Annotated in this window: 25 protein-coding genes; 10 read left to right on the top strand and 15 right to left on the bottom strand. The window is 66.0% G+C overall.

Going from position 1 to position 26,126, the window contains the following annotated elements; translation table 11 throughout:
• Window positions 1-132 precede the first annotated feature (132 nt).
• Complete coding sequence (locus NATPE_RS05475) at window positions 133-723, top strand: cupredoxin domain-containing protein (protein ID WP_006179759.1); 591 nt, start codon at window positions 133-135, stop codon at window positions 721-723.
• 21 nt (window positions 724-744) lie between these two features.
• On the opposite strand, the gene phoU (NATPE_RS05470) is transcribed toward NATPE_RS05475, so the two are convergent.
• The 11 genes from phoU (NATPE_RS05470) to NATPE_RS05420 form a co-directional block, all read right to left on the bottom strand.
• Entirely contained in the window at window positions 745-1,416 is a 672-nt protein-coding gene (gene phoU, locus NATPE_RS05470; RefSeq protein ID WP_006179760.1) for a phosphate signaling complex protein PhoU, read from the bottom strand.
• Window positions 1,417-1,527: 111 nt separating this feature from the next.
• Window positions 1,528-2,019, bottom strand: coding sequence for a metal-dependent hydrolase (locus tag NATPE_RS05465; protein ID WP_015298806.1), 492 nt, complete (start codon window positions 2,017-2,019; stop codon window positions 1,528-1,530).
• A 167-nt stretch (window positions 2,020-2,186) separates the two neighbouring features.
• Entirely contained in the window at window positions 2,187-3,059 is an 873-nt protein-coding gene (gene pstB / locus NATPE_RS05460) for a phosphate ABC transporter ATP-binding protein PstB (RefSeq protein WP_015298805.1), read from the bottom strand.
• 2 nt (window positions 3,060-3,061) lie between these two features.
• Complete coding sequence (pstA, locus tag NATPE_RS05455) at window positions 3,062-3,949, bottom strand: phosphate ABC transporter permease PstA (protein WP_006179762.1); 888 nt, start codon at window positions 3,947-3,949, stop codon at window positions 3,062-3,064.
• On the bottom strand, window positions 3,949-4,878 hold the full coding sequence (gene pstC / locus NATPE_RS05450; RefSeq protein WP_006179763.1) for a phosphate ABC transporter permease subunit PstC: 930 nt from the start codon (window positions 4,876-4,878) through the stop codon (window positions 3,949-3,951). Before pstC (NATPE_RS05450) ends, pstA (NATPE_RS05455) begins: the two co-directional genes overlap by 1 nt.
• Window positions 4,875-5,849, bottom strand: coding sequence for a PstS family phosphate ABC transporter substrate-binding protein (locus tag NATPE_RS05445; RefSeq protein ID WP_015298804.1), 975 nt, complete (start codon window positions 5,847-5,849; stop codon window positions 4,875-4,877). The genes pstC (NATPE_RS05450) and NATPE_RS05445 overlap by 4 nt, the downstream gene beginning before the upstream one ends.
• A 428-nt stretch (window positions 5,850-6,277) precedes the next feature.
• Complete coding sequence (gene phoU / locus NATPE_RS05440) at window positions 6,278-6,997, bottom strand: phosphate signaling complex protein PhoU (RefSeq protein WP_006179765.1); 720 nt, start codon at window positions 6,995-6,997, stop codon at window positions 6,278-6,280.
• Complete coding sequence (gene pstB, locus NATPE_RS05435; protein ID WP_015298802.1) at window positions 6,997-7,908, bottom strand: phosphate ABC transporter ATP-binding protein PstB; 912 nt, start codon at window positions 7,906-7,908, stop codon at window positions 6,997-6,999. The genes phoU (NATPE_RS05440) and pstB (NATPE_RS05435) overlap by 1 nt, the downstream gene beginning before the upstream one ends.
• Window position 7,909: 1 nt before the next feature.
• Window positions 7,910-9,547 carry a phosphate ABC transporter permease PstA gene (gene pstA / locus NATPE_RS05430; RefSeq protein ID WP_006179766.1) on the bottom strand — a complete coding sequence of 546 codons (1,638 nt, stop codon included), beginning with the start codon at window positions 9,545-9,547 and terminating at the stop codon, window positions 7,910-7,912.
• Between the two features lie 49 nt (window positions 9,548-9,596).
• Complete coding sequence (gene pstC / locus NATPE_RS05425; RefSeq protein ID WP_049804837.1) at window positions 9,597-10,538, bottom strand: phosphate ABC transporter permease subunit PstC; 942 nt, start codon at window positions 10,536-10,538, stop codon at window positions 9,597-9,599.
• 41 nt (window positions 10,539-10,579) lie between these two features.
• Window positions 10,580-11,554, bottom strand: coding sequence for a PstS family phosphate ABC transporter substrate-binding protein (locus NATPE_RS05420; protein ID WP_006179768.1), 975 nt, complete (start codon window positions 11,552-11,554; stop codon window positions 10,580-10,582).
• A gap of 505 nt (window positions 11,555-12,059) precedes the next feature.
• Here NATPE_RS05420 and NATPE_RS05415 point away from each other — a divergent pair.
• The 5 genes from NATPE_RS05415 to NATPE_RS05395 all read left to right on the top strand — a co-directional run bounded on the left by NATPE_RS05415 (window position 12,060) and on the right by NATPE_RS05395 (window position 18,290).
• Window positions 12,060-13,055 carry a phosphate signaling complex PhoU family protein gene (locus tag NATPE_RS05415; protein ID WP_006179769.1) on the top strand — a complete coding sequence of 332 codons (996 nt, stop codon included), beginning with the start codon at window positions 12,060-12,062 and terminating at the stop codon, window positions 13,053-13,055.
• Window positions 13,056-13,479: 424 nt separating this feature from the next.
• Complete coding sequence (locus tag NATPE_RS05410; RefSeq protein WP_006179770.1) at window positions 13,480-14,754, top strand: Single-stranded DNA binding protein; 1,275 nt, start codon at window positions 13,480-13,482, stop codon at window positions 14,752-14,754.
• The gene (locus NATPE_RS05405) at window positions 14,751-16,541 is read left to right on the top strand and encodes a hypothetical protein (RefSeq protein ID WP_006179771.1); all 1,791 of its coding nucleotides are present in this window, start codon (window positions 14,751-14,753) and stop codon (window positions 16,539-16,541) included. The genes NATPE_RS05410 and NATPE_RS05405 overlap by 4 nt, the downstream gene beginning before the upstream one ends.
• Before the next feature lie 10 nt (window positions 16,542-16,551).
• Entirely contained in the window at window positions 16,552-17,382 is an 831-nt protein-coding gene (locus NATPE_RS05400) for a metallophosphoesterase (RefSeq protein ID WP_006179772.1), read from the top strand.
• Between the two features lie 80 nt (window positions 17,383-17,462).
• On the top strand, window positions 17,463-18,290 hold the full coding sequence (locus NATPE_RS05395; RefSeq protein WP_006179773.1) for a hypothetical protein: 828 nt from the start codon (window positions 17,463-17,465) through the stop codon (window positions 18,288-18,290).
• 34 nt (window positions 18,291-18,324) lie between these two features.
• Here NATPE_RS05395 and NATPE_RS05390 read toward each other — a convergent pair whose 3' ends face one another.
• Window positions 18,325-18,633: a hypothetical protein gene (locus tag NATPE_RS05390; RefSeq protein WP_015298801.1), complete on the bottom strand. Its 309-nt coding sequence runs from the start codon at window positions 18,631-18,633 to the stop codon at window positions 18,325-18,327.
• A gap of 165 nt (window positions 18,634-18,798) precedes the next feature.
• Between NATPE_RS05390 and NATPE_RS05385 the strand changes: the two genes are divergently transcribed.
• Window positions 18,799-19,029, top strand: a complete 231-nt coding sequence (locus tag NATPE_RS05385; protein ID WP_006179775.1) for a MarR family transcriptional regulator — start codon at window positions 18,799-18,801, stop codon at window positions 19,027-19,029.
• A gap of 177 nt (window positions 19,030-19,206) precedes the next feature.
• On the opposite strand, the gene glnA is transcribed toward NATPE_RS05385, so the two are convergent.
• Together glnA and NATPE_RS21025 are read right to left on the bottom strand one after the other, a co-directional pair.
• Window positions 19,207-20,559, bottom strand: coding sequence for a type I glutamate--ammonia ligase (glnA, locus tag NATPE_RS05380; RefSeq protein ID WP_006179776.1), 1,353 nt, complete (start codon window positions 20,557-20,559; stop codon window positions 19,207-19,209).
• Between the two features lie 223 nt (window positions 20,560-20,782).
• The gene (locus NATPE_RS21025; protein WP_006179777.1) at window positions 20,783-21,079 is read right to left on the bottom strand and encodes a hypothetical protein; all 297 of its coding nucleotides are present in this window, start codon (window positions 21,077-21,079) and stop codon (window positions 20,783-20,785) included.
• Between the two features lie 72 nt (window positions 21,080-21,151).
• Between NATPE_RS21025 and NATPE_RS05375 the strand changes: the two genes are divergently transcribed.
• The 3 genes from NATPE_RS05375 to NATPE_RS05365 all read left to right on the top strand — a co-directional run bounded on the left by NATPE_RS05375 (window position 21,152) and on the right by NATPE_RS05365 (window position 25,683).
• Window positions 21,152-21,640: a thioredoxin family protein gene (locus NATPE_RS05375; protein WP_275040159.1), complete on the top strand. Its 489-nt coding sequence runs from the start codon at window positions 21,152-21,154 to the stop codon at window positions 21,638-21,640.
• A gap of 64 nt (window positions 21,641-21,704) precedes the next feature.
• Window positions 21,705-23,174, top strand: coding sequence for a ribonuclease H-like domain-containing protein (locus NATPE_RS05370; protein WP_006179779.1), 1,470 nt, complete (start codon window positions 21,705-21,707; stop codon window positions 23,172-23,174).
• Between the two features lies 1 nt (window position 23,175).
• On the top strand, window positions 23,176-25,683 hold the full coding sequence (locus NATPE_RS05365) for a DEAD/DEAH box helicase (RefSeq protein WP_006179780.1): 2,508 nt from the start codon (window positions 23,176-23,178) through the stop codon (window positions 25,681-25,683).
• 3 nt (window positions 25,684-25,686) lie between these two features.
• On the opposite strand, the gene NATPE_RS05360 is transcribed toward NATPE_RS05365, so the two are convergent.
• Complete coding sequence (locus tag NATPE_RS05360; protein ID WP_006179781.1) at window positions 25,687-26,040, bottom strand: hypothetical protein; 354 nt, start codon at window positions 26,038-26,040, stop codon at window positions 25,687-25,689.
• Between the last annotated feature and the right edge of the window lie 86 nt (window positions 26,041-26,126).

Below are 26,126 nucleotides of genomic sequence, written 5' to 3'. Positions count from 1 at the left end.
TCGGGAAACAGCCACGAATCTCGTGCAGACCGGCTCGTATATGAGTCCCACGCAGTAGACGGGTATTCGACTATTCCCGTTGAGCGCAAAGTCAGCCCGATGGCACGAGACGATCGGTTATCCCGACGGCGAATGCTTCAGTTGACAGGTGTCGCGGCTTCGACGGCAGTCGTTGCGGGCTGTGGTGGCGGTGGTAACGGTGACGACGGTAACGGCAACGGTAACGGAGGCGGTGGGGGCGAGACGATCGAACCCGGTACCCAGATCGAGTTCGACGGACAGACGGCCGGCTGGGTCGGCATCGCGCCCGACTCGATCGCCGACGAGGAGAACCCGACGATCACCCTCCAGGAGGGGGAAACCTACGAGATGGGCTGGACGACCGGCGACGGCGCCGAACACAACATCGCGATCTACGACGAGAACGACGAGGTCGTCGACGACCTCGCGACCGAGCGGGTCACCGAACCCGGGGACGATCAGTGGCTCGAGTTCGAGGCCAGCAGCGAGATGGTCACGTACATCTGTGAGGTCCATCCGACGTCGATGGTCGCCGATATCGAAGTCGAAAGCGGCGGTGGCGGCGGTAACGGCGGGGCCGACAACGAGAGCGAGGGCAACGAGTCGATGGGGAACGAGACGGAGGGCAACGAAACGGACGGTAACGAGTCGATGGAAAACGAGACCGAGAGCAACGAGACGGAAGACAACGAGTCCGAGTAACTCGGTTCTCGAGCGGGGCGTTCAGTAGATGAGTTCGTCGTCGTTCTCGACCATGTACAGCGTCCGCGCAGCGATGTTGACCGTGTGGTCACCGACCCGCTCGAGGTCGCGGATCGTCAACAGGAGCCGGGAGACGTCCTGCAGAATGCGCTCGACCTCGTCGGTCGAGTCGAGTTCGCGCTCGATGAGGTCGCGAACGACGATCTCGCTGGCCCGTTCGGCGAACTCGTCGAGATCGTCGTCGCGGCCGGCGAGTTCCCGACAGCGGTCGGTGTCTTCGGTGTCGTAGGCCATCATCGCGTCCTCGAGCATGTCGAGGGTCAGTTCGCCCATCTCCTGGACGTCGACGTCGGGGAACAGGTCCTGCTCGGCGTCCATGGTGTACTCGCCGAGGTTCGTCGCCAGATCGGCGATCCGCTCCAAGTCGGTGATGATCTTGAACGAGGCGGCGATGAAACGGAGATCGCTCGCGACTGGCTGCTGCAGCGCGAGCAGGTCGATACAGTCCTGCTCCAGATCGAGGTACATCCGGTTGATCTCGCCGTCGCCCTCGATCACTTCCTGTGCGAGGTCCTCGTCTTTCTGTTCTAACGCGTCCAGTCCCATGCGCAGTCGTTCCATGACGACCTCACTCATGTAGAGGACGTCCTCACGGAGTTCCGTGAGCTTCTCCTGGTAGGATTTCCTGGCCATAGTAATCAAAGCCCGTCCGTCCTTCATAAATACTGTGTGCGAAGTACTGCTACGGGTCGGCGGCTGCCGGTCGCGGACGGCACTGCGACCGGGTCGGCGATCGTGGACGCGTTACCGGAGCCACTCGAGCGGTGTCGCCGGGAAAGGAAGCGGCTCCGGGCGTCGGACGTCGTATTTCATCGCGAGCAAGCCACCGAGGACGACGGTGACCGCGACGGCCGAGACGGCGGCGTTCAGCAGCAGCCAGTCGACTGACGTGCCATACACCGTATCGTCGATGGGGGCAAGCAGCCGGACGCCGCCGCTGACGAGATCGAGCGCGATATGCGAACTGACACCGAGGACGACGGCCCGCCAGGGGCCGACGGCCGAGAGGACCCCGATCAGGACGAGGCCACCGAGCAGCGAGTGGGTCAGCGCCCGGTGGCTCCACAGCGCTCCGCCGACGGCGCTGAGTTCGACCAGCGGCCGAAAGAGGAACGTGTCTGCGTCCGGAGCGGCGGCGGCGAGCGCGGCCACGAGGTACGGGGCCCCGCGACGGGTCTGAGTGACTAGCACGACCAGTGCCAAACTACACAGGATATGGACCCCCGTTGCGACCATTCTGCTCAGTACTCATGTCGTGTGAGACAATAAATAGCATTCTCAGTACAGAACACACATTCCCCTGTCTGACGGTGTCTCTCGACCGACTGACTCGCTCGAATGAGAACAGTGTGGATCGAATGCAGTGAGCAAAGCGAAACGCCGCGGCCGACCGGTGACGCCGGCTATCCGAACTTGCCGGTGATGTAGTCCTCGACGCGCTCGTGTTCGGGGTTCTCGAAGATCTTGTCCGTATCGTCGAACTCGACGAGTTCGCCGCCGGTCAGGAAGACCGCGGTCTTATCGGAGATACGGGCCGCCTGCTGCATGTTGTGGGTGACGATGACGACCGTGTACTCCTCGGCCAAGTCCTCGATCAGGTCCTCGATCTTCGAGGTCGCGACCGGGTCCAGCGCCGAGGCCGGTTCGTCCATCAGGATCACGTCCGGGTCCGGCGCGATCGCCCGCGCGATACAGAGCCGCTGTTGCTGGCCGCCCGAGAGGTCCAGCCCGCTCGCGTCCAGTTGGTCCTCGACTTCCTCGAGCAACGCGGCCCGCTCGAGGGCGGTCCGGACCTTCGCGTCGACATCGCCGTCGTCTTTCCCCTGGACTTTCAGGCCGTAGGCGACGTTGTCGTGGATCGACTTCGGGAACGGGTTCGGCGACTGGAAGACCATGCCGATCTTCCGGCGCAGCGCGACGGGATCGACGTCGTCGTCGTAGACGTTCTTCCCGTCGAAGCGGAGTTCGCCCTCGACGCGGGCGCTGTCGACGAGGTCGTTCATCCGGTTGATACACCGGAGGAACGTCGATTTCCCACAGCCCGACGGGCCGATGACCGCCGTGACCTGCTTTTCGGGGATCTCGATGTCGACGTCGGAGAGCGCTTGTTCCTCCCCGTAGTAGACGTTCAGGTCCCGGGCCTCGAGCAGCGTGCGGTCGGTCGTCGTTTCCCCGCCGGAGTCGGCGGTGTCGGTGAGGCCATCGGTGCCCGGCGTCGGGGCCGGTTGGTCGTCGGTCGGTTCCGTTTCCGAGGAAGTCATCTGTTCGTTAGTCATTGTCAGGTGCGCTGTTGATAGCGGTTCCGGATGATGATCGCGATCGAGTTGATCGTCAGCAGAACGACCAGCAGGGTGACGACGCCGGCGGCGACGACGCCGTACTGGAACTCCGTCTGGGGATAGGACGCCCAGTTGTAGATCTGGAGCGGCATGGCGCTGACCTTGCTGAAGAAGCTGTTGGGCAGCCCGAACACCGTCGTCGGCGCGGCGATCATGATCAGCGGTGCCGTCTCGCCGATCGCGCGGCCGAGCGCGAGGATCGTCCCGGTCATGATGCCGGGCATCGCGCGGGGCAGGACGACGTTGCGGATCGTCTGCCACTTCGTCGCGCCCATCCCGTAGGACGCCTGTCGCTGCGAATCGGGAACGGCCCGAATCGCCTCCTGCGCGGAGATGATCACGATCGGCAGGATGAGCAAGGCGATGGTGAACGCGGCCGCCAGTACCGTCCCGTAGCCGATGTTGAACAGGCCCACGAACAGGCCCAGTCCCAACAGGCCGTAGACGACCGAGGGGACGCCCGCGAGGTTCGCGATGTTGAGCTGGATAAAGCGGGTGAGATAGCCGTCGTCGGCGTACTCCTCGAGGTAGACCGCGGCGCCGACGCCGAGCGGGAAGGTGACCAGCGCGATCATCAGCATGATCGCGATGGAGCCGACGAGCGCGGGCAGGAACCCGGCCTCGTAGGGGTTGGGGTGTGGCGGATTCGTGAGGAACTGCCAGTCGAGCCAGCCGACGGCGTCGACGGCGACGTTCAGCAGCAACGCCGCAAGCGACACGATGCCGACGAGCGTCGCCGCCAGTGCGAGCAGGCGGAACGCGATGTCTTTCGTCCGACTGACGCGCCCGAAACCGCCGGCGGGTGTCTCTCCGGTGTCGGCCGCCATCAGCGATACACCTCCCGATACCGCGACGCGACGAGTTCACTGATCAGGTTCATGACGAAGGTGATGACGAACAGGGTCAGTCCGACCGCGAAGAGGCTCTTGTACGCCGGCCCCTGCCCGACGATGTCGCCGGTGCCGATCTGGACCATCGCGGAGGTCATTGGCTGGATCGAGTCGAGGAACATCCCCGCTGGGTCGGTCAGGTCGATCATCCGCGGCGTCTGGCCCGCGGCGATGGCGACGATCATCGTCTCGCCGATCGCCCGCGAGAGCGCGAGGATAAAGGAGGAGAAGATCCCCGACAGCGCCGCCGGCACGACGACCGACGTCGAGACGGTAAACTTCGTCGCACCGAGCCCGTAACTGGCCTGCCGCAGCGAGTCCGGGACGGCGCTCATCGCGTCCTCACTGATCGAGGACACCATCGGGATGATCATGATGCCGACCATGATCGAGGCCGACAGCGCGTTGAACGTCGAGAGATCGACCGGCAGGATCGTGTCGATCGCCGGCGTAACATAGACCAGCGCGAAGTAGCCGTAGACGACCGTCGGGACGCCGGCGAGTACCTCGAGCGCCGGTTTGAGATAGGCCCGCTGTCGATCGGAGGCGTACTCGCTGAGATAGATCGCGGTCAGCAGTCCGATCGGGAGCGCGACCAGCGCCGACCCGATCGTGATGACCAGCGTCCCTGAGATCAGCGGGAGGACGCCGAATGCGATCGGCTCGTTCGTCGGACTCCAGCGCGTGCCGGTGAGGAAGTCGACGAGCGAAACCTGCGCGAAGAAATCGACCGCGTCGATCAGCAGCGTCAGGATGATCGCGACGGTCGTCAGGATCGACAGGAGCGCACACAGCATGAAGAGATAGCGAAAGGCGGTGCCCCGCGCCGTACGGATCCCGTCGTGGGAGAAGTCCGGCTGGCTCATGCCGTCACCTCCTCGATCGCGGTCTCGAGTTTCTCTATGTTCTCGTCGCGTTTGTCCTCGGTGATCGGCACGTAGCCGACCTCCGAGACGAGGTCCGTGGCGGCCCGCTCCATGTAGAAGCGAGCGAAGTCACGGACGGCCGACTTCTCGAGCGACTCCTTGGCGACGTAGATGAACAGGGGTCGCGAGAGCGGCGTGTACTCGCCGTTCATGGCCGTCTCGATCGACGGCTCGACACAGCCGTCACCGTCGTCGACCGAGAGCGCCTTGATCGAGTCCGGGTTCTCGCTGTAATACGAGAAGCCGAAATAGCCCATCGCGTACTCCGAGCCCTGGACCCCCTGGACGATCGTTCGGTCGCGCTCGGTCGCGTGGTAATCGCTGCGGTGATTTTCTTCCTCGCCGATGATGGCTTCGTTGAAGTAGTCGAACGTGCCGGAGGTCGTCGCGGCCCCGTACAGTTCGAACGGTTCGTCGGGCCACTCCTCGTTGATATCGCTCCAGTGGGTCGCGCCGTCGGCGCGCCAGATCTCCCGGAGCTGTTCGACGGTGAGACAGTCGATCCAGTCGGCGTCGGGATTGACGACGACCGTCAGCGCGTCGGTCGCGACCTGGAGTTCGATCGGCGTGATATCGTTGTTCCCGCACTGTTCGACCTCGGCGTCGGCGATCGCCCGACTCGCGTTGTTAATGTCGGTCCGTCCCGCACAGAAGAAGTTCCCGAACCCACCGCCGGTTCCGGTCTTACTGAGCGAGAGGTTGACGGTGGGATTCTCCTCGGAAAACGAGGAGGCGATCGCCTCGGTCACGGGGAAGACGGTACTGCTCCCCGCGATGTTTACGTTGTTGCCCTCCGCGGCGAAGACACCGGTACAACCGGCCAACCCGCCGGAGAGGCCAACGCCCGCCGCGGCGAGAAAGTCACGCCGACCGAGTCCGGCCGGCAAAGACGCCGTGGAATCTCTCGACATCACCGAATCGAAGTCACAGAGTAGGTAAGTATACTACTATGAGATCTATATAGCACTATGTACTGCTGTGGCTGTTCACTGGGTCCCGGCCCAGAACCGGCGATGGCGTCTCGAACGCATACATATGGCAATAGTTGTCGCCCACCAATCTAGCGGTGCCTGAAGGTACTTCGGTCCGTCCACTATTCGGCTGAAGTCGAGGTGACATATATAGACGAGTCATGCCGAGAACCGAGCGAGAGGTGGTGGGCAGTCTCGGGGCCACTGATGCCGATGTCGTCGGCGACTCGGTCGGCCGTGGCGTTGTCACGGTATTCCCCATGCATTCGTTCGAATCGCGCAAACTACGTCAGTAGGGATCCCACAGCGGACAAAATCAGACGGCGACGTGACGTGTCTCTCGGTCGATCGCCGTATAGAGACGACCGTCAGGCAAGCAGCGACGCGTCGTTCTCGAGGGCATACAGCGTTCGAGCGGCGACGTTGACCGCGTGGTCACCGACGCGTTCGATATCGCGGACGACAACGAGGGTTCGTGAAACGTCCGCGAGAAGGGGGCCGGCGGGGCGACCGCCGCTTCCGGCCCCGGGCGATCGGCCCCCGACGCAGTCGTCGGCGTCGCGACGCAACTCGATGAGCCGCCGGACGACGCGCTCGGCGACTGCCACACAGCGGCGATCGAGTTCCGCGTCGCGCTCGGCGACCGCCCGGCAGGCCGCCGGTTCCTCGTCGACGAACGCCTCAACCGCGGTCTCGAGTTGCTCGAGTGCCAGCGCGGCGATTCGCTCGAAGTCCACGTCCGGCAACGCCGGATCCGAGCCGGTTGCGTCGAGCGTGTACTCGGCCAGATTGGTCGCCAGATCGCCCACCCGCTCGAGGTCGGTGACGATCGTGAACGCGGCGACGACGGTCCGGAGGTCTCCGGCGACGGGTTGGTACAGCGCCAGCAGGTCGAGACACTCCCGTTCGATTTCGAGATACCGGTCGTTGACCGCGTGGTCCCGCTCGATCACCTCGCGGGCGAGGTCGCGGTCGCTCGTAAACAGCGCGGAAAACCCGTCGGCGAGTTGCTCGCGAACGAGATCGCCCATCGAGACGACCGTCTCGCGGAGCCGCTCGAGGCGGTGCCGGTAGTCCTCGCGGGTCATCACCCGAACTTGCCGGTGATGTAGTCCTCGACACGGTCGTGCTCGGGGTTCTGGAAGATCTTGTCGGTGTCGTCGAACTCGACGAGTTCGCCACCGGTCAGGAAGACCGCGGTCTTATCGGAGATACGGGCCGCCTGCTGCATGTTGTGGGTGACGATGACGACCGTGTACTCCTCGGCCAAGTCCTCGATCAAGTCCTCGATCTTCGAGGTCGCGATCGGATCCAGCGCCGAGGCCGGCTCGTCCATCAGGATCACGTCCGGGTCCGGCGCGATCGCCCGCGCGATACAGAGCCGCTGTTGTTGCCCACCCGAGAGGTCCAGCCCACTCGAGTCCAACTGGTCCTCGACTTCCTCGAGCAACGCGGCCCGCTCGAGGGCGGTTCGGACCGTCTCGTCGACGTCGACGTCCTTCTCCTGTACGTCCAGTCCGAACGCGACGTTGTCCCGGATCGATTTGGGGAAGGGGTTCGGCGTCTGAAAGACCATGCCGATCTTCCGGCGCAGGGCGACGGGGTCGACGTCGTCGTCGTAAACGTTCTTCCCCTCGAAGCGGAGTTCACCCTCGACGCGAGCGGCGTCGATGAGGTCGTTCATTCGATTGATGGTGCGCAGGAATGTCGATTTCCCGCAGCCCGATGGACCGATGAGGGCCGTGACGCCGTTTTCGGGGATTTCGATGTCGACACCCTGTAGCGCCTGGGCGTCGTCGTAGAAGACGTCGATATCCCGCGCCTCGATTACCGTGTCGGCGCCTGCGGGAACGGAGCCACCCTCGACGTCGAGCGAGGCATCGAGTAGTGATCCGCTCGTCGCGTCGGTCCCCGCGGTCGGTTCGGAGACCGCCGTTCCGCTGCTGTTCGTTCGCTGTTCGTCACCGTCGTCGACGTTTCGTGTATCGTTTCGAGTCATTTCAATCGCGCCTCTGGTACTTGTTTCGCAGCAAGATTGCGGTGCCGTTCATCATCAGCAAGACGATGAGCAACACGAGGACCCCGGCCGCGAGGACGCCGTGGTAGAAGTCCGGTTTGGCTAACTGTGCCCACGAGTAGAGCTGTCGCGGCATCGCGCTGAACAGTCCGAAGAACGAGGTCGGCGAGATCCGGACGACCGCCGCGACGCCGACCATCAACAACGGTGCCGTTTCGCCGATGGCGCGGCCAAGCGCGAGGATCGTCCCCGTGAGGATCCCGGGCATCGCCCGCGGCAGAACGACTGTTCGGACCGTCTGCCACTTCGTCGCGCCCATCCCGTAGGCCGCCTGTCGCTGGGAGTCGGGTACCCCCCGGATCGCCTCCTGTGCGGAGACGATGACGATCGGGAGGATCAGCAGCGCGATCGTCAATCCGCCGACGATGACGATCCCGGGCTGCAGCGCGCCGGCCTTGACGAACAGCGCCAAGCCGAGCAGTCCGTAGACCACCGACGGGACCCCGGCGAGGTTCGCGATGTTGATCTCGATGAGTTCGACGACCGATCCGAGCAGTCCGCCGCTCGGCGCGTACTCCTCGAGATAGATCGCCGCACCGACGCCGACCGGGAACGCCGCGATCGCGACGACGATGATCATCATCACCGACCCGACGAGCGCGGGATAGATGCCGGCCTCCCGCGGTGTCCGACTGTGAGCGGCGGTCAGGAACTCCCAGTCGAGCCAGACGTTCGGGCCGGCGAATCCGGCCGCGTCAACGACGACGGCACAGGCGACGACGCCGGCCGCGATGACGAGCGGCAGCGCGAGTCCGGAGACGCCCTCGCCGCCGCTGAAAACCCGTTCGACGTATAGCCCGACGGGAACGCCGACGACCGTCGTCAGGATGAGCCACGTCGTCCAGGAGACACCCGCAAGCGGCCCGGCCACGACGCCGAGAGCGGCCGCGGCGATCGTGGCCCCGGCGGCAATCGACCCCGCACGCTGGCTCTCACGGGCGCGACGGACGTACCAGCCGACCGCTATCCCGACCGGCACCACGAACGTTCCCAGTAGCGACAGGGGTGCCATCGGGAGAACCGGGAGCGACAGGATCAACGCACGGAGGCTCGGGACGAGTCCGGGAACCCCGACGATCGTCAGTCCGAGAACGACCACGCCGACCGCACCCCGCTCGAGTGCACCGGCGTCCCGAGTTCGGCCGTGGACCTCGAGCGCACCGTAGGCGATGATCGCAGCGATCACGAGCGCGAGCCATTCGTGTGGGCTGACGATGTGTCTGAAGACGATACCGACGCCGCCGGCGAGCAGCGCCGCGGCGACGGGCAGTCCGAGCGCCGTGTACGCGACTTCACCCGCCCGCGGCTCGGAGCGATAGTAGTAGAGCGAGAGGACGACCGCCGGGAGCGCGACGGTCGCGACGACCGTTGCCCACCAGGCCGGATCGGCCGTCCCCGGTTCTATCGCGTCGACCGCCACGTAAACGAGAAAGACGAACACGAGGAACAGCGTGAGCAGCGTCGCACCGAGGCAGCCGGCTTTGAACAACAGCCCGCGGAGCTGGCTCACCTGTCCGTCCGCACCGAACCAGGCACCCGTCGACTCGTCGGTCGTCGCCATCAGCGACACACCCCCGGTGTGGCCGTGGCGTTCGCAGTAATCGTTCGGTTCATTGGTATTCCTCCCTGTATCGAGCGGCGATGCGGTTGCTGAGTAGGTTCATGCTGAACGTAATGGCGAAGAGCGTCAGCCCGATCGCGAACATCGAGTAGTAGCCGGCGGTTCCGCCCGACAGGTCCGTCGTCACCGCCTGCACCATGGCAGCGGTCATCGTCTGTCCGGAGTTGAGGAGGTTCGCGAACGGCTCGGAGGGGTTGAACATTCGGGCCTGACTGCCGCCGGCCACGACGACGATCATCGTCTCGCCGATCGCCCGCGAGAGCGCCAGGATGTACGAGGAGAAGATCCCCGAGATCGACGCCGGGATAACGATCTTCGTCGAGACCTCGAACTTCGTGGCACCGAGGCCGTATCCCGCCTGCCGCAGGGAATCGGGCACCGCGCTCATCGCGTCCTCGCTGATCGAGGAGACCATCGGGATGATCATGATGCCGACCATGACCGAGGCGGAAAGCAGATTAAACAGGCTCAGGTCGAGCCCCGCCCGCTGGAGCCACGGCGTCAGGTACACCAGCGCGAAAAAGCCGTAGACGACGGTCGGGATTCCCGCGAGGATCTCGAGAGCCGGTTTCAGTACCGATCGCATCCGATCGCTCGCGTACTCGCTCAGATAGACCGCGGCCGCCGTGCCGATCGGGATCGCGACGAGCGCCGAGACGATCGTCACGATGAGCGTGGCGGATACCAGCGGCAGGATACCGAGAATCGGGTTGTCGCTCCGCAGGACCCACTCCGTGCCGGTGAAGAAGTCCAGGGGATTGACGCGGCTAAAGAATTCGACGGCGTCGATCGCCAGCGTCGCGACGATACTGAGCGTCACGAAGACCGTCAGTGCCGCACAGCAGAACAACAACCCGTGGTACAACCGTTCCTTTGCAATTCGTCCGTTCGCCGATCGCGTGAGATCGGCTTCCATTGATGTGTCACTCATTTTCTATTCGGTTACCTCCGAAAAATCGGTCGGCGTTCGCGTTACTCGCCCGCTGCGTCCTCGAGCGCGCTCATGTTCTCGTCGACCATGTCCTGGTTCGACGGGACGTAGCCGACGTCGTCGGCGATCCAGTCGGCGCTCGAGTTCTCGAGGTAAAAGTTCACGAACTCGTAGACCGGATCGCGCTCGAGCGCCCCCTCGGCGGGGTAGATGAACAGCGGTCGGGCCAGCGGATAGGTGCCCTCGCTGGCCGCCGACAGACTTGGGGCGGCGGGGTCGTCGCCTTCGCTTTCCGCGATCTCGAGGGCCTTGACGCGGTCCTCGTTTTCGCTGTAGTAGGCGTAGCCGAAGTATCCCATCGCGTACGGGCTGTTCTCGAGACCCTGAATGATGGTGTTGTCGTCCTCGGTGCCCTCGTACTCGGTTCGGTGGCTACCGCCGTTGACGTTCTCGGTGAACCAGTCGTAGGTCCCTGAGGTGGTGTCGGGGCCGTAGAGCTCGATTTCTTCGTCGGGCCAGTCGGACTCGACGTCGGACCACGTGGTGACGCTGTCGTCGCTCCAGATCTGTGCCAGTTGGTCGAAGGTCATGCTGTCGACCCAGTCGTTGTCGGGACTGACGGCCACCGTGAGCGCGTCGCCCGCGACGTGCATCTCGATCGGCGTGACGTCGTTGTCGGCGCAGTGGTCCTCCTCTTCAGGTTTGATCCGGCGCGATGCGCCGTTGATGTCGGCGTCCCCGGGACAGAAGTGGTTCTCGAAGCCGCCGCCGCTCCCGGTCGAGTCGGTCGTGACGTTGACCTGCGGGTTCTCCTCCATGAACCGTTCGGCCATCGCGTCGGAGATAGGGAAGACGGTACTCGACCCCTTGACGATGACTTCCCCCGAGAGTTCGTCGTCGCCGTTTCCGCTGCTCGTATCGCTGCATCCTGCGATCACGGCCGTCCCGGCGGCGCCGGTCGCGGCGATGAACTTCCGTCGCGATACTGCGTCGCGTCCGAACTGGTTGTCTGCCATCACGTGAGTGATTCGAAGGAGTATAAAAAAGGGATGCTATGAACCATATATATGCGTCAGTGATCACATATCTCTATATAGTCCTATTTCGTCGGCAGCGGGAGGGTCGGCGCGCGGTATCGAGACGGCGAACCGGAGTCGATCACGTCGTCGAACGATCGCAGCCATCGACGCGAATTCGTCGCTGCGGGCATATGGGCCAGGAGAATACCAGTTCGGAATTCGTCGGGCGACGGTCGGTGTGACGGCCCCTGGGACCACCGCGATCGACTCGTGTCCCCACCGATCCCACCGACCTGCTCGAGGGGACGCCGTTCACGGAGCGGCGACCAGGCTGCCACCTGTCTCTATATACTGATCGCGTTCACTACCGGGCGGTCCCGTTCGCGTTCATCTGTCGTTCGTATCCCCGGGATTAGACGGCGCTGAATCGCCGTTCTATGGGCCACCAACGGCGCTCTATAGATCCGCGTATATTTATGCCCGAGCGGCCGAAGCCCACCGTATGGAGACGCGAAAGGTCCAGGTGACCGGCGGCTCGACGTACACGGTCTCGCTCCCCAAAACGTGGGCGACGGAAAACGACGTCAGCGCCGGGACGACCGTCGAGTTCTATCCCGAAGACGACGCGCTCTTGTTGACCCCGCAGAGCGACACTGAACGACAGGAGGGGAGCCTCGACATTTCGAACCTCGAGGGCGAGCGCCTGACCCGGGCCGTGATGACGATGTACGTCAGCGGTTTCGACATTATCAGGCTCGAGGCCGGCCGGATCACGACGGACCAGCGACGGGCGATCCGGGACGCCACGCAGGGGCTGGTCGGCGTCGAGGTCTTAGAGGAGACGACCGATAGCGTCGTGATTCAGGACCTGCTCGATTCCTCGGAACTCTCGATCGTCAACGCCGTCACGCGCATGCGCCTGATCGCCCAATCGATGCTCGAGGACGCCGTGCGGGCGCTGATCGAGGACGACGACGACATCGCCCACGACGTCATCGAGCGCGACGACGACGTCGATCGGCTCTGGCTGGTCGTCTCGCGGATCTTCCGTGCCACCCTTCGATCGCCGCGGGCCGCCGAGGAACTCGGGGTCCCCCGCGAGGACTGCTTCGACTTCCACTCGAGCGCCCGGCAACTCGAGCGCGTCGCCGACCACGCGGCCAAGATCAGCAACATCGCGCTCAAACTCGGTGAGATCCCCGAGCCGGTCGCCGAGGCACTCGAGGAACTGCGAACCGACGCCGCGACGGTGTTGGAGAAGGCGATGGACGCGCTGTTTGCCGACGGGACCGAGGAGGCGAACCGATTGGGTCACGACGCCCGCGAGGCCGTCCTCGAGATCGACGAACACACCCGCCAGATCGACGACATGCTACGGGACCTCGAGCCGGTACAGGCCCAGTCGCTGGGGCTGATCGTCGACTCGCTCTCGCGGAGCGCCGACTACGGCGGGAACATCGCCGAGACGGCGCTGCAGAAGGCCGCACCCCGGCCCTGATAGTTCGCTCGTATCGCCTGCTATCGTTCCGATGTCCGTGATAGTCATTCTGCTGACCGAGTGAAGGAAGCAGTAGATGTGAATAGACGGGAGGGAGTGTCCTGCGATCGTGGCAACAGGGAGTAGCCACGCCCTCCCCAGCCGATTGCTGCTCACGGGTGCGTAGCACCCGTTTGCATGGTTCACGGGACCTCTGGTCCCGCGTAACGTTCTCTCCTTCCAGTCGCTCACTCATCCCTCGCACAGTGTCGTCGACCGACCTCACTGGCGTTCGGCGGCCGACAGCGCGCGCCACCGCACGCCAGTTGATCGGCCCGAGATACGACGCTGAGCCCCGTACTGACCGTGCGTTTCGGAACCGGGACGGATTCACTTCCGCCCTCCTCCGGGAACGCTTTTTAAGCCCCACCTCCAAAGGAAAACGATGGAACTCGACGATCATGCCGAGGATCTCGCCTCCGACCTCGGTGTTGACAAAGAGGAGGTCAAAGACGACCTGCAGAACTTGGTGGAGTACAGCGTGCCGGTCGACGAGGCCAAACAGAGCCTCCGACGGAAGTACGGCGACGACTCCGGCGGCGGTGGCGGCACACCGTCGGCGAAGGACATCGCCGACATCACGCCCGACGACAGCAACGTCACCGTCACGGGCGTCGTGCTGACGGCCGGCGAGCGGTCGATCCGCTATCAGGGTGACGACCACGTCATCGTAGAGGGGCGACTGGCCGACGAGTCCGGCGTCATCGACTACACCGCCTGGGAGGACTTCGGCCTCGAGCCGGGCGAGACGATCACCGCGGGCAACGCCGGCGTCCGCGAGTGGGACGGCGAACCCGAACTCAACCTCGGCGAGAGTACGTCGCTGTCGGTCGATTCGGAGTCGCTCGACGTCCCCTACGAGGTCGGCGGCGAGGCACAGCTGGCCGACCTCCGGACCGGCGATCGCGCAGTCAGTATCGAGGTCGACGTCCTCGAGTGCGAGCGCAAGACGATCGACGGCCGCGACGGCGAGACCGATATCCTGAGCGGCGTCTTCGGCGACGAGAGCGGCCGCCTCCCGTTCACGAACTGGGACCCTGCGCCGGAGATCGAGGACGGCGGGACGGTTCGTATCGAGAACGCCTACGTTCAGGAGTTCCGTGGCGTCCCCGAAGTCAACGTCTCGGAGTTCTCGACGGTCACCGCACTCGATCGACGGATCGAGGTCGGGAGCGATACCTCGACGATGGACGTCGCCGATGCCGTCGGAACCGGCGGTATCTACGACGTCGAGGTCGTGGGGAACCTGCTCGCGGTCCGTGACGGCTCCGGGCTCATCCAGCGCTGTCCCGAATGCTATCGGGTCGTCCAGAAGGGGCAGTGCCGGACCCACGGCGACGTCGACGGGATCGACGACCTGCGCGTCAAGGCGATCCTCGACGACGGGACCGGTACCGTCACCGTCGTCCTCGACGACGAACTCACCGAGCGGGTCTACGGCGGCACCCTCGAGGATGCCCTCGAACAGGCCCGCGAGGCGATGGACCAGGAGGTCGTCGCGGACCGAATCCGCGAGCGCATCGTCGGACGTGAATACCGCGTGCGTGGACACCTCTCGGTCGACGAGTACGGCGCGAACCTAGACGCCGAGACGTTCGAGGAGAGCGACGACGATCCGGCCGCGCGTGCGACGGCCTTCCTCGAGGAGGTGGACGCATGAGCGCGAACGACGACGAGGAGGTCCCCGGACGGGAGATCGCCTACCGCCTGTTCGCGGCCGAGTACGACGACGCCTCGCTGTCCTACGCCGAGAGCGACGAGGAGCGGGCCCCGAACTACGTGATCTCGCCGACCGGCGCGCGGCTCAACCGCGTCTTCGCGGTCGGTACCCTCACGGAGGTCACGTCGGTCAACGAGGAGATGGTTCGGGCCCGCGTCGTCGACCCGACCGGCGCGTTCGTCGTCTACGCCGGCCAGTACCAGCCCGACGAACTGGCCTTCCTCGAGGGAGTCGAGCCGCCCGAATTCGTCGCGGTGACCGGCAAGGCACGGACCTTCCAGCCCGAGGACGGCGACCAGGTTTACACCTCCCTGCGCCCCGAGAGCATCGCCACGGTCGATGCCGACACTCGGGACCGCTGGGTCGTCAGCGCGGCCGAACAGACCCTCGAGCGGATCGGTACCTACGCCGGCGCGGCCGGCGCGGAGCCACGGTCCGCGGATAGTCGAGCGGCGGAGGCGCGAGACGCGGACGGCGAGGACCTGACCGACGCACTGCTCGAGGCCGGCGTCGAACCCGGGCTGGCAGCGGGGATCCCGCTCGCACAGGATCACTACGGCACGACGCCGGCGTATCTGGCGGCGCTTCGCGAGTGCGCCCTCGAGGCCTGCGAGGTCGTCGCCGGCGAGCGCGATCAGGTGAGCGGGCTCGACCTCGCGCCCGACGCCACGAGTCCCGAGTACGACGTCTCCTTCGAGTCGCTGGCCGATCTCGACGGCATCGATGCCGACGCGCTCGAGTCCGAACCGGCGGAACCGATGGCAGCGACGGCCGGCGGGAGCGGGGCGGCAACCGATCCCGACGATGCACACTCGGGCTCCGCGGCGGGAACGGCGACCGAAACCGAGCCCGGAACCGCGGCCGCCGCGATCGACCCCGAACCCGACGAGACGACGGCCGATCCTGACCCGGCGGCGGACGCCGACTCGGCCGCCGAAGGGGTGGCCGTCTCGGCGGACGACGAGCCTGCAGAGGCTGAGACGGATGCGGAGGCAGTCGGCGACGCCGAGTCCGATACCAACTCGCTCGAGGCAGGGGACGACGCAACCGACCGCGAATCGGAAGCCGAGACGACTCCCGCCACTACCGACGGAGCGTCGGCCGACGACGGGGACGACCTCGGCGACTTCGACGCCGGCGAGATGGACGACGGCGGGATGTACGAGATGGACGACGAGGAGCGCGAACAGCTCGAGGAGGAGTTCGGCGCGGAGTTTACGACCGGCAGCCAGGTCGAGGAGCCCGGCGAGGCGGAGATCGATGTTCCCGAGCCGGACGAACCGACCGACGACCCCGCGGACGCGCCGGAACCCGACGACGCCGACGCGGAGTCCGCGACCGCCGAAGCGGGCGACTCCGACGCCGACGACGGACTCGGCGCACCGCCCGAATCCGGTCTCGAGGCCGACGACGCGAGCGACGCGTCGGAGACCGACGCCGAGCCGGAGGCGGCGGTGACGGCAGACGAGTCGACCGACGAGGCGGCAGCCGAAACGGACGACACCGAGAGCGACGCCGAACCGGCCGACGACGTCGACCTCGAGGACTACGTCGTGGAGACGATGGAGGAACTCGACGACGGCGACGGGGCCGACCGGACGGAACTGGTCGAGGCAGTCGCCGACGACACCGGAGCCGCCCCCGAGGACGTCGAGGAGGCCATTCAGGACGCGCTGATGGGCGGACAGTGTTACGAACCCGACGACGAGACGCTGAAGGCGATCTGATCGCGAACGGATGCGTGACGATCCCCGCCGCGGCTCGGGGTCGACGGCCCGACCGCTCGTCGAACCCGTCCCCAACGAACCGGCCGCGACCGCGACGATCGGCAGCGAGCGGGCCCTGCTCGTTGCCGACTACCACGCCGGCTACGAGGCGGCGTTGCGGTACGAGCGCGGTGTCGACGTCCCCAGTCAGGCCCCGGACCGCCGGGAGCGTCTCGCTGCCCTGGTCGAGCGGACTCGACCCGATCGACTGGTCATCTGTGGCGACCTGATGCACTCGATCGGCGAGCCGGGCGGGGCCGAACGCGGCGAACTCGAGGTGCTGTTCGAGTCGTTCCCGAGCGACCTCGCTGTCACCGTCGTCAAGGGCAACCACGACGGACGGATCGAGACGTGGCTCGGCGAGAGCGACGACGTCGCTGCGACGGTCGAGATCGTCGCCGGCGCGGGCGTCGCCATCGGCGACGTCGGCGTCTGTCACGGCCACACCTGGCCCTCGCGGGCCGTCCTCGAGAGCGACGTGGTCTGTCTGGGACACGAACACCCCTGTGTCAGACTCGAGGACGAGGTCGGCGGGAGCCGCGTCGAGCGAGCGTGGCTGCGGGGGCGACTCGCCCCCGACCCGTTTCGCGACCGGTCGGAATACGAGGGCGTGTCGTGGCTCGAGGGGGCGGCCGAGCCGCCGCGAGCCGTCGTGATCCCCGCGTTCAACGAACTGGTCGGCGGGACGTGGACCAACGTCGCCGGCCAGTCGTTTCTCTCGCCGTTCCTTCCCGCGGGGCTGGCCGACGGCGAGGCGTACCTGCTCGACGGGACCCGGCTCGGTCCCTACGAGTCGGTCTGATTCGACGGCGGGACCCCCTACGATCCGACCGAAACGTTTCAATTAAAAGCTATTTTGGCGAGAGAGACCCAACGAGGGATATGTCCCTCCGGACGCCATCGGCTGCGTTCTTCTCGATCGTCCTCGGCGGATACGTCGGGGCACTCACGCTGTGTGCGACCAGCCGCGTCCTCGGCGCGGCGTACACGGCGTTGTGGCCCGTCGCGATCGGGGCGTGTGCCGGGCTGATCGCGGCCGGCTGGTGCCATACGCGGTCCGCGCTCGCGACGACACTCGTCCGAACGCGGTTGTACGCCCTCCCGGTCGCGGTGATCGTGGCCGGAGCCGTCGTCGTCCCGATCCTCCCAGCGGTCGGCGTGCGCGGCCTCGAGCCGTGGCTCCGCGAGTGGGTCGTGGAGGTCTTCGTCTTCAGTCTCGGCGGCGCAGTCGCCTATCTGGTCACGATAAACCGCCACGTCACCGCACTCCACGAACGGGAGTCGGTACTGGCCGAGTGGCACGCCCGGCCGGACCGCCGGTATCGGCGGCTGCTCCGCGCTGGCGAGTTCGTTCTCGGGTGCAGCCTCCTCGTCGTCGGGTTCGCACTCGTCTTCGCCCTCGAGCCGAGTGTCAATCCGCTACCCGCGTTCGGCGGTGCCCTCATCGGACAGGCGATCACCGCCGGCCGGCCCCGGACCTACACGCTGTTCGAAAGCGGGCTGTGTGTCCACCGGTCGAGAACGATCAACTACCAGTTCGTGCCCCGATCGCAGTTACGGGCAGTCGATCTCACTGCCGACCGACTCGAGATCGAACGCGGGCTTCCGTGGCCGCTCCCGATCCGGTGTGCCACGGCGACGGTGGCACACCCAGACCGGGTCGCGGACGCGCTCACGCGGGTCCTCGAGTCCGCCCCGGCGGCCGACTAACGACGCCGCCGTCGCCGCGCGGCGAGACCGCCGCCTACCGCCGAACCGTCTCCGATCTGATCTCGTCGCCATCGCGCCACTGGAAATAGTAGTACTCGGTGCCGGCGATTTCGGTCACCGAGACGCTCGCGCGTTCGGGGACGCCGTCGGGGTACGTGGCCGGCCCACCGTCGTCCGGAGACGGGCCGTCTTCGTCGTCGCTTTCCTTCCACGCCGCCAGTTCCTCGAGGTACGCACTCGCCGCGCGAAGCGCCACCGGCTCTCGGGTCGCGAGTTCGTCGAGTGCCTCGTGGCCAACGCGGTCCAACTCCGTCGGCGGGGTCGGCCGCTCGTCCGCGGTCATACTCGCTGCTGGGAACCGGCGGTCCGTAAAACTCGTCGTTCCGTCGAGGCGGTCGTCGGGACCGGGCAGCGACGCGGTGTCACGACGCATATCAGGTCCTAGTATCCATTAGTACCCCAATTACGTGTGTATTTATATACACGAACGAGGTCGCTGAGAGTGACAATGGTCTCACAGACGCAGCGGCAAAAGACGCTCGATCCGGTTCCGGACGACCTCGAGTCGGCCCGTGCGAAGTTGGTGTACCTCTACCTCGAGGTGGCGGAAGGCGCGACGATCGAGGAAGTCGGAGAGATACTGGCGATGAAGAAGATCAACGTCCTGAGCGTGTTGCACTCGCTGGTCGACGCCGGCCACGTCGAAAAACGGGAGTCGGCCTACATCGTCGCGAACTGAGCGGGCGACGACGAGCCACGGAGACGGGAGCGTCGGCTGACTGACGACTGGCGGGACGGAAATCGGTTTCTCGGTGTGCCGTCGCGGTCGCCGGTTCAGACGGTCTCCTGTCCGTCAGTACTGGTGGGACCGCAGGACGGTCGCGGTCCCACCGGGACATCGGGACAGCAAACCGTATCAGAAGGTCTCGAGGTAGCGGTCGATCTCCCACTGGGAGACGTCGACGAGGTAGTCCTCGAACTCCTGGCTCTTGGCCTCGACGAACTTCGGCCCGACGTGGTCGCCGAGCGTCTCGTAGATGACCTCGTCCTCCTCGAGGGCCTCGACGGCTTCGCCGAGGTTGGTCGGCAGCGTGTCGATGCCGTACTCCTCGCGTTTTGCCTCGTCGAACTCGTAGATGTTCTCCCGAATCGGGTCGGGACACTCGAGGTCGCGTTCGATCCCGTCGAGGCCGGCGCTGATGAGCGCCGCGAGCGCGAGATACGGGTTACAGGACGGATCGGGGAAGCGCGCCTCGATGCGCGAGGCCGCCGGAACCCGTGCGGCCGGCTTGCGGATCAGCGCCGAGCGGTTACGGTCGGACCACGCGACGTAGACCGGCGCTTCGTAGCCCGGCACCAGTCGCTTGTAGCTGTTGACAGTCGGGTTCGAGACGGCCGTGATCGCCGGTGCGTGTTCGAGGATCCCGGCGATAAATGACTGTGCGGTCTCCGAGAGATCGAACTGGCCGTCCTCGTCGTGGAAGGCGTTCTCGCCGTCCTCGAACAGCGAGAGGTGTGTGTGCATCCCCGAGCCGTTGATGCGCGGGATCGGCTTGGGCATGAAGGTGGCGTGCTGGCCGTGCTGGGCGGCGATCGCGCGGACGACCGTTCGGAAGGTCCCGACGTTGTCGGCCGTCGCAAGCGCGTCGTCGTACTCGAAGTTGATCTCGTGTTGGCCCTTAGCGACCTCGTGGTGGCTCGCTTCGATCTCGAAGCCCATCTCCTCGAGGCCGTAGATGATGTCGCGGCGAACGTCGCTGGCGAGGTCCTTCGGCGCGAGGTCGAAGTAGCCGCCGTGATCGCCGGTCTCGGTCGTGGCGCGGCCGTCCTCGTCTTCCTCGAACAGGAAGAACTCCGGTTCGGGCGCGGCGTTGACGGTGTATCCCATCTCGTCGGCGCGCTCGAGGGTGTTCTTGAGGACGCGGCGCGGGTCGCCCTCGAAGGGTTCACCCGTCGAGGTGTCGATGACGTCACAGATCATCCGGGCCGAGGCCCCGTCCTCGCGGTTTTGCCACGGCAGGACCGCGAACGTCTCGGGGTCGGGCTTGAGCCGCATGTCCGATTCCTGAATGCGGACAAACCCCTCGATCGAGGAGCCGTCGAAGTAGATTCCCTCGGTGAAGGCCTTCTCGGCCTGTCGAGCCGGCACGGAGACGTTCTTGACAGTTCCCAGAATGTCGGTAAACTGCAGGCGAAGGAAGTCGATGTCTTTCGCCTCGATTTCGTCCAGTACCTCCTCTTCGGTAGCGGTTAGGTTCCCGTTCGTCATCTTCTGCTCGCCTATGCCAACGGATTCTACTATTAAAGCTCTACTGTTGTGGGCGAATATACGCAAATGTAGCAAAAAGTGTCCGTACGTCGATTATAATAGGCAATATTCGGTGGGTGGCTGACATCGGCAGGAAGACGGCGATGAAATTGAATAGTTGTGGAGCGGCCGCGTCCCAGCCGCCGGCAATCAGTACCGAGATCAGGTGCTGGTCCGAGAAACATCAGAAGGTGGACTGCTTGGATTCGAGCAGGTGCCGGACCGTCACCGGCGTTCGAACCGCCCGCTCCCACGCTGCCACTGGTTCGGACGACGGCCGCTCACGTGACCGATCCGTCCGGCGCGGTCGCTTCGTGAGCGTCGTCTCACACTCCGGACAGACGTACGCGACGCAACGCTTTCGCGACTGGAACACCCAGTCGCCGTCGATCGGACTCGAGTGATCACACTCCCAGCAAAACAGCGTCACCTTCCTCAGTGTCGACGTGCCGTCGTCGTGGGCAGTTGTGGGCCGGGTCATCGAGCGTGGGTACAGGACCGACGCATAAAGTTACACTCCGTGCAGCGTTCACACAATACAGCGAAACGATGAATCCGGCCCGCGACAACGTCTCCGCACGTTCGAAATGAGACGCGTTCACACCGGACAGTCGCGTGGCCATCCGACGCGACCGTCGCTCGAGGTTTCGCCGTCCGTCAGGGGTTTCAGCGACCGTCGCGTACCCCGGGTATGGCCGTGACCAGTAAACCGCGTCAGCTCGAGACCGGCGACGACGTAGACGAGTTCGTGGCGAGTCACGACGTCGCGCTCGTGGAGTTCTACACGAGCGGCTGTGCGCTGTGTCAGGCGATGGAACCGGTCCTCGGCAACGTCGCTCGCGCAACCGATGTCTCGATCGGGATGGTCAATCCCGGCGACGACATCGGCCTCGTCGATCGGTTCGATATCCGATCGGTACCGACTCTAATCCTGTTCGAGGACGGCGAGGAGACCGCACGACTGGCCGACGGATTCCAGGGCGGCGATGCAGTCACCGACTTCCTCGAGTCGAACGTTCCCGAAGCAGTCGACGCCGACTGACCGGCTCCCAAGGTCCGCCCCACGTCCGAGAACCCTTATGCCCGCTCGCTCGCATGCCTCTCCTATGCCCGACGACGAGGGGGCGGATCTGCTTGCGCTCCGCTGTAACGCCGTCGCCGACCTGGACCAGGCGGCGGTCCGCGACGCCCTCGCGTACTTCGGTCCGGACCTCGTCTACGTCGTTCGGGAGTCGTCGGACGTCCGCGTCGTGAGCCGGGTCCGACGGGCCGCCGACTGTCCCGTCGTCGCCGCTGTCGGCCCCGCGGAGAGCCGGACCGAAACCGTCGCGGGGACCTCGTTCGTCTTCGCATCGTCAGCGTCCCTGCTGGCGGATGCGCCACCCGCCGACTACGTCGTCTGTGACGACCTCGAGCCGACGACCGACGCCGTCGCGCTCGAGGCAACGCTCGCCGGCCGCGAGGCGATCGGCCGCTACCGCGCTCGCTCGAACCGAGAGACGACGTTTCTAACCGGCGCGCTCACAGCGAGCTACGACCACGTCTGGGAAACGACGGTCAACGGTGAGCCGGTCCGGTTGCCGATCCGCGGGGTCGCTCCGCTGGAACGGTCGGGGGCGGCCGAACTCGCCTGCCTCACCTGCGGTCGAACCGGCTCGATCGCGGTGTCGTCGGTCCCGGCCGACAGGTTCGGACTGGGGGCGCTGTCGGGCGTCGGTCCGACGATAGCCCGGCGGCTCCGAGAGAACGGCTACGAGACGCGCGCGGCCGTCGCCGCGGCGTCCGCGACGGAACTGTCCTCGATCGATGGGATCGGCCCGTCGACGGCCCGCAAGATCGTCCACAGCGCGCGAGCGCTCGCCGACGGCCGTGTCGTCCGGACGACGGCGGAGCCACTCCCGCCGACCGGCGACGCGACCCCGCTGTTCGTCGACATCGAAACCGACGGGCTCCGGCCGACGATCGTCTGGTTGATCGGCGTCTACGATCCCAACCGAGAAGCGTACGTCGACTTCGTCGATACCGAGCCGTCCCGCGAGGACCCCGGACAAGCGACCCGCGAGTTCGTCTCGTGGCTGGCCGCCGAGTACGATGCCCCCTCGCTGGTCGCGTGGAACGGCCACGGGTTCGATTACGAACACCTCGAGCGCTTTATCGCCCGCTACGCGCCCGAGTACCGCGCGTACTGGCACGATCACGTTTCGACGTACGATCCCTACGACTGGGCGGTCCGCCGGGACAATGCCGTCCTGCCGGGCCGAACGAACCGGCTCGAGGACGTAGCCGCCGCACTGGGCCGGGACCGAACGGGGGCCGCGGCCGCGCTCGACGGCAAGACGCTCGCCGAGCGGCTCCGGCGGCTGCTCGAGGGCTCGAGTAGTGCGGACGGGGGATCCGGATCGGAGGAGGCGACCATCGACTGGACGGCCGCCCGCCGGTACTGCGAGGCGGACGTTCGCGAACTGGCCGCGGTCTACGAGGCGATCGCGGCGGCCCCGACCGAGACTGCATCACCGGGAGAGCAAGCGGACGGATCCACGGCGGAACCGACACAGACCGGACTCACTGATTTCTAGTATGCGACCGCAAGACTCCGACGGACCGATCGACGGCCAAGACGACACCGGCTCGGACGGCCTCGCGCTCACCGCCGAGGAACTCCGCGAGACGTATCCCGACGCCCGCTACGGCGGACAGTGCCGCGAACGGTTCATACTGCCGGCCGAATCCGCCGATCACGTCCCCGCGAGGGAGGTACTGCCGCCCGACCTCGCCGCAAAGCTCGCCGTCGATCCTTGGAGTCATCAGGCCAACGCGCTCGCGGCGCTCGAGCGCGGCGAGAACGTCTGTGTCACGACTTCGACGTCCTCGGGGAAGACCTACGTCTACGCGCTGGAGATCGCACGGCGGTTCCGCGAGAATCCCGATGTGCGTGCGCTGCTGGTTTACCCGACGAAGGCACTCAGCCGCGATCAGGAGCGGGAACTCAACGACCTGTTCGACGACCTCGGACTTGACGTCACGGTCGGCGTCTACGACGGCGACACCAAACGCCGGGAGAAGTCCCGCATCCGCGAGGAGGCGAACGTCGTCATCACGAACTTTGCAGGGTTGAATCAGTACCTCGAGGGCCACCACCGCTGGGCTGCGTTTCACGCGGGCTGCGACCTACTCGTCGTCGACGAGGCCCACGCGTGGACCGGGATCAGCGGGATGCACGCCGCCTGGATCCTTCGGCGGGCCCAGCGGGTGATCGAATGGTACGGCGGCGACCCCCAGTACGTCCTGACGAGCGCAACGATCGGCAACCCGGCCGACCACGCCGAGGCGCTGACCGGCGAGCCGGCGACGGTGATCGACGAGGACGGCTCCCCGAGCGGCCGCCGCCACCTCGTCTTCTGGGACCCGCCGACCGATGGCGACGCGGGCGAGGGCGGCGACGGGGACGACTGGCGGCCGAGCAAACGACCCGCCACCGTCGAAGCCCCCGAGGTGTGGGCCCACTGCTGTTATCACGGCGTTCCCTCGCTGCTGTTCTGTGACTCGCGGAAGGGGACGGAACTCGCCGTTGGCCGCGCACAGGAGTTCCTCGAGACGCCGTCGCTTCCCTACAGCGGTAGCGCCGACCTCGCGGCGTACAACGCCGGCCACGGCAAACGATCGCGGCGAAGCACCGAAAACCGCCTCAAGAGCGGTAACCTCGACGGCGTCGCGACGACCAGCGCGCTCGAGGTCGGCATCGACGTCGGCGGGATCGACGGCACCGTTCTGTTGGGGTATCCCGGCTCGAGACAGTCGTTCTGGCAGCGGATCGGCCGGTCGGGACGGGGCGAGCGCGAGGCCCTGTCGGTGTTCGTCCCGAGTCACTCGACGCTCGATCAGTACGTCCTCAACCACCCCGAATACCTGCTCGAGGAGGAACCCGAGAGCGCCGTCGTCGACCTCGAGAACAACCCCGTCTACCTGCAGCACCTGCGCTGTGCGGCTCAGGAACTGCCCCTGCGCCGCGAGGACGCGGCCCGCTTCGGCGGGCGCGATCGGCTCGAGCAAGCTGTCGAGTACGGCCGCCGGACGGGGGAGTTCGAGGGCTCGCTCGCGGGCGGGATCACCTACGCCCACCGCGACCGACCACAGGACGAGATCAGCCTCTACGCCTCGGGCGGGGATTCCTTCGAGGTCCGACTGGCCGGCGAGGGCTCGATCGACCATCAGCCGATCGGCCGCGCACGCGCGTATCGGGACTATCACGAGGGCGCGACGGTGCTGTATCGGGGCGACCAGTACGAGGTGGTCGAACTCCGCGAGGACCGCCCCCAGCCGTACGTGGAACTCGAAGCAGCCGACCTCGACTACTACACCCAATCCCAGCGTCGGACAACGATCTACGACACGGAGATCCGGGAATCCCGCGACATTGGGGACTTCCGGCTCAACTGGGGGTACGGGACGGTCACGGTCCACCACGAGACGTTCCTGAAACGCGACCTCGAGTCGGGCGACGTCCGTACGGTCGGCCTCGAGACCGGCGTTCCACCCCTGGAGATGCGTACCCAACTGTGCTGGGCCGAAGTCCCCGCAGACGTGGAACGGGCGGTGACGGCCGCCCACAGCGACTATCACAACGACGAGTGCGAGGAGTTGCCCCCGCGGCTCCACGGCTATCTCGGGGGGATCCACGCCGTCGAACACGCGATGATCGCCGTGGCCCCGCTCGAGTTGACCGTCGACGCGGCGGACCTCGGGGGGCTCGCGACCAACCGGCTCCCCGACGGAACCGACGCGAGCGGCTGGTTCATCTACGACGGGATCGAGGGCGGGCTGGGCTTTTCCCGGCGCATCTACGAGGAGTACGAGGCGGTCGCACGGCGGGCCCGCGATCTCTGGGTCGACTGCGACTGCGGTCGCGACGAGGGCTGTCCCGCCTGTCTCATGAGCGACCGCTGTGGGAACGACAACCGGCCCCTGTACGGCCCCGCCGCGCGGGACGTGATCGATTCGCTGCTGGACGAGGGCAGCGCCGACTACCGCTCCGACCTCGCGGACGAGGACCGCGACGAGCGCCGCCCGCCCGCGTCGATCTCGTAGCGGCTACTCCTCGGGCGCTAACTCGCTGGGGTCGAGTTCGCCCGCGAGGTAGCGTTCACCGGCGTCGGTAACCTCGTAGACGCCGGGCATGTGCCGCTTCAGGAGGCCGTATTTGGCCAGTTCCCGGCACCGGTAGGCGGCGAAGTTCGCCGGACAGATCTTCGCCTCGTCGAACTGGTTCGGTTCGAACACGTCTTCGTTCTGCATGTACTCGAGGATCCGTTCGTCGGCGGGGTCCATCCACTCGGCGTCGGTTTCCGCCTCGTCCGGCTCGGCCACCTCGTCGGCCGCATCGGACGCGTCACTCTCGGTCTCGACCGATGGGTCGGCGTCGGCATCGGGAGTTGCGTCGTCCATGTGCGTACGTGACGGTTCCAGTCCGGGAGTATGTTTGCGTATCGATCGACCGATTCGGGCCGTCCCACCGGCTCGGACGGGATCGA

It is taken from the genome of Natrinema pellirubrum DSM 15624 (assembly GCF_000230735.2).
Taxonomy (GTDB): Archaea; Halobacteriota; Halobacteria; order Halobacteriales; family Natrialbaceae; genus Natrinema; species Natrinema pellirubrum.
The sequence above is the reverse complement of the archived record's forward strand: the minus strand, read 5'-3'. Positions and strand labels throughout refer to the sequence as shown.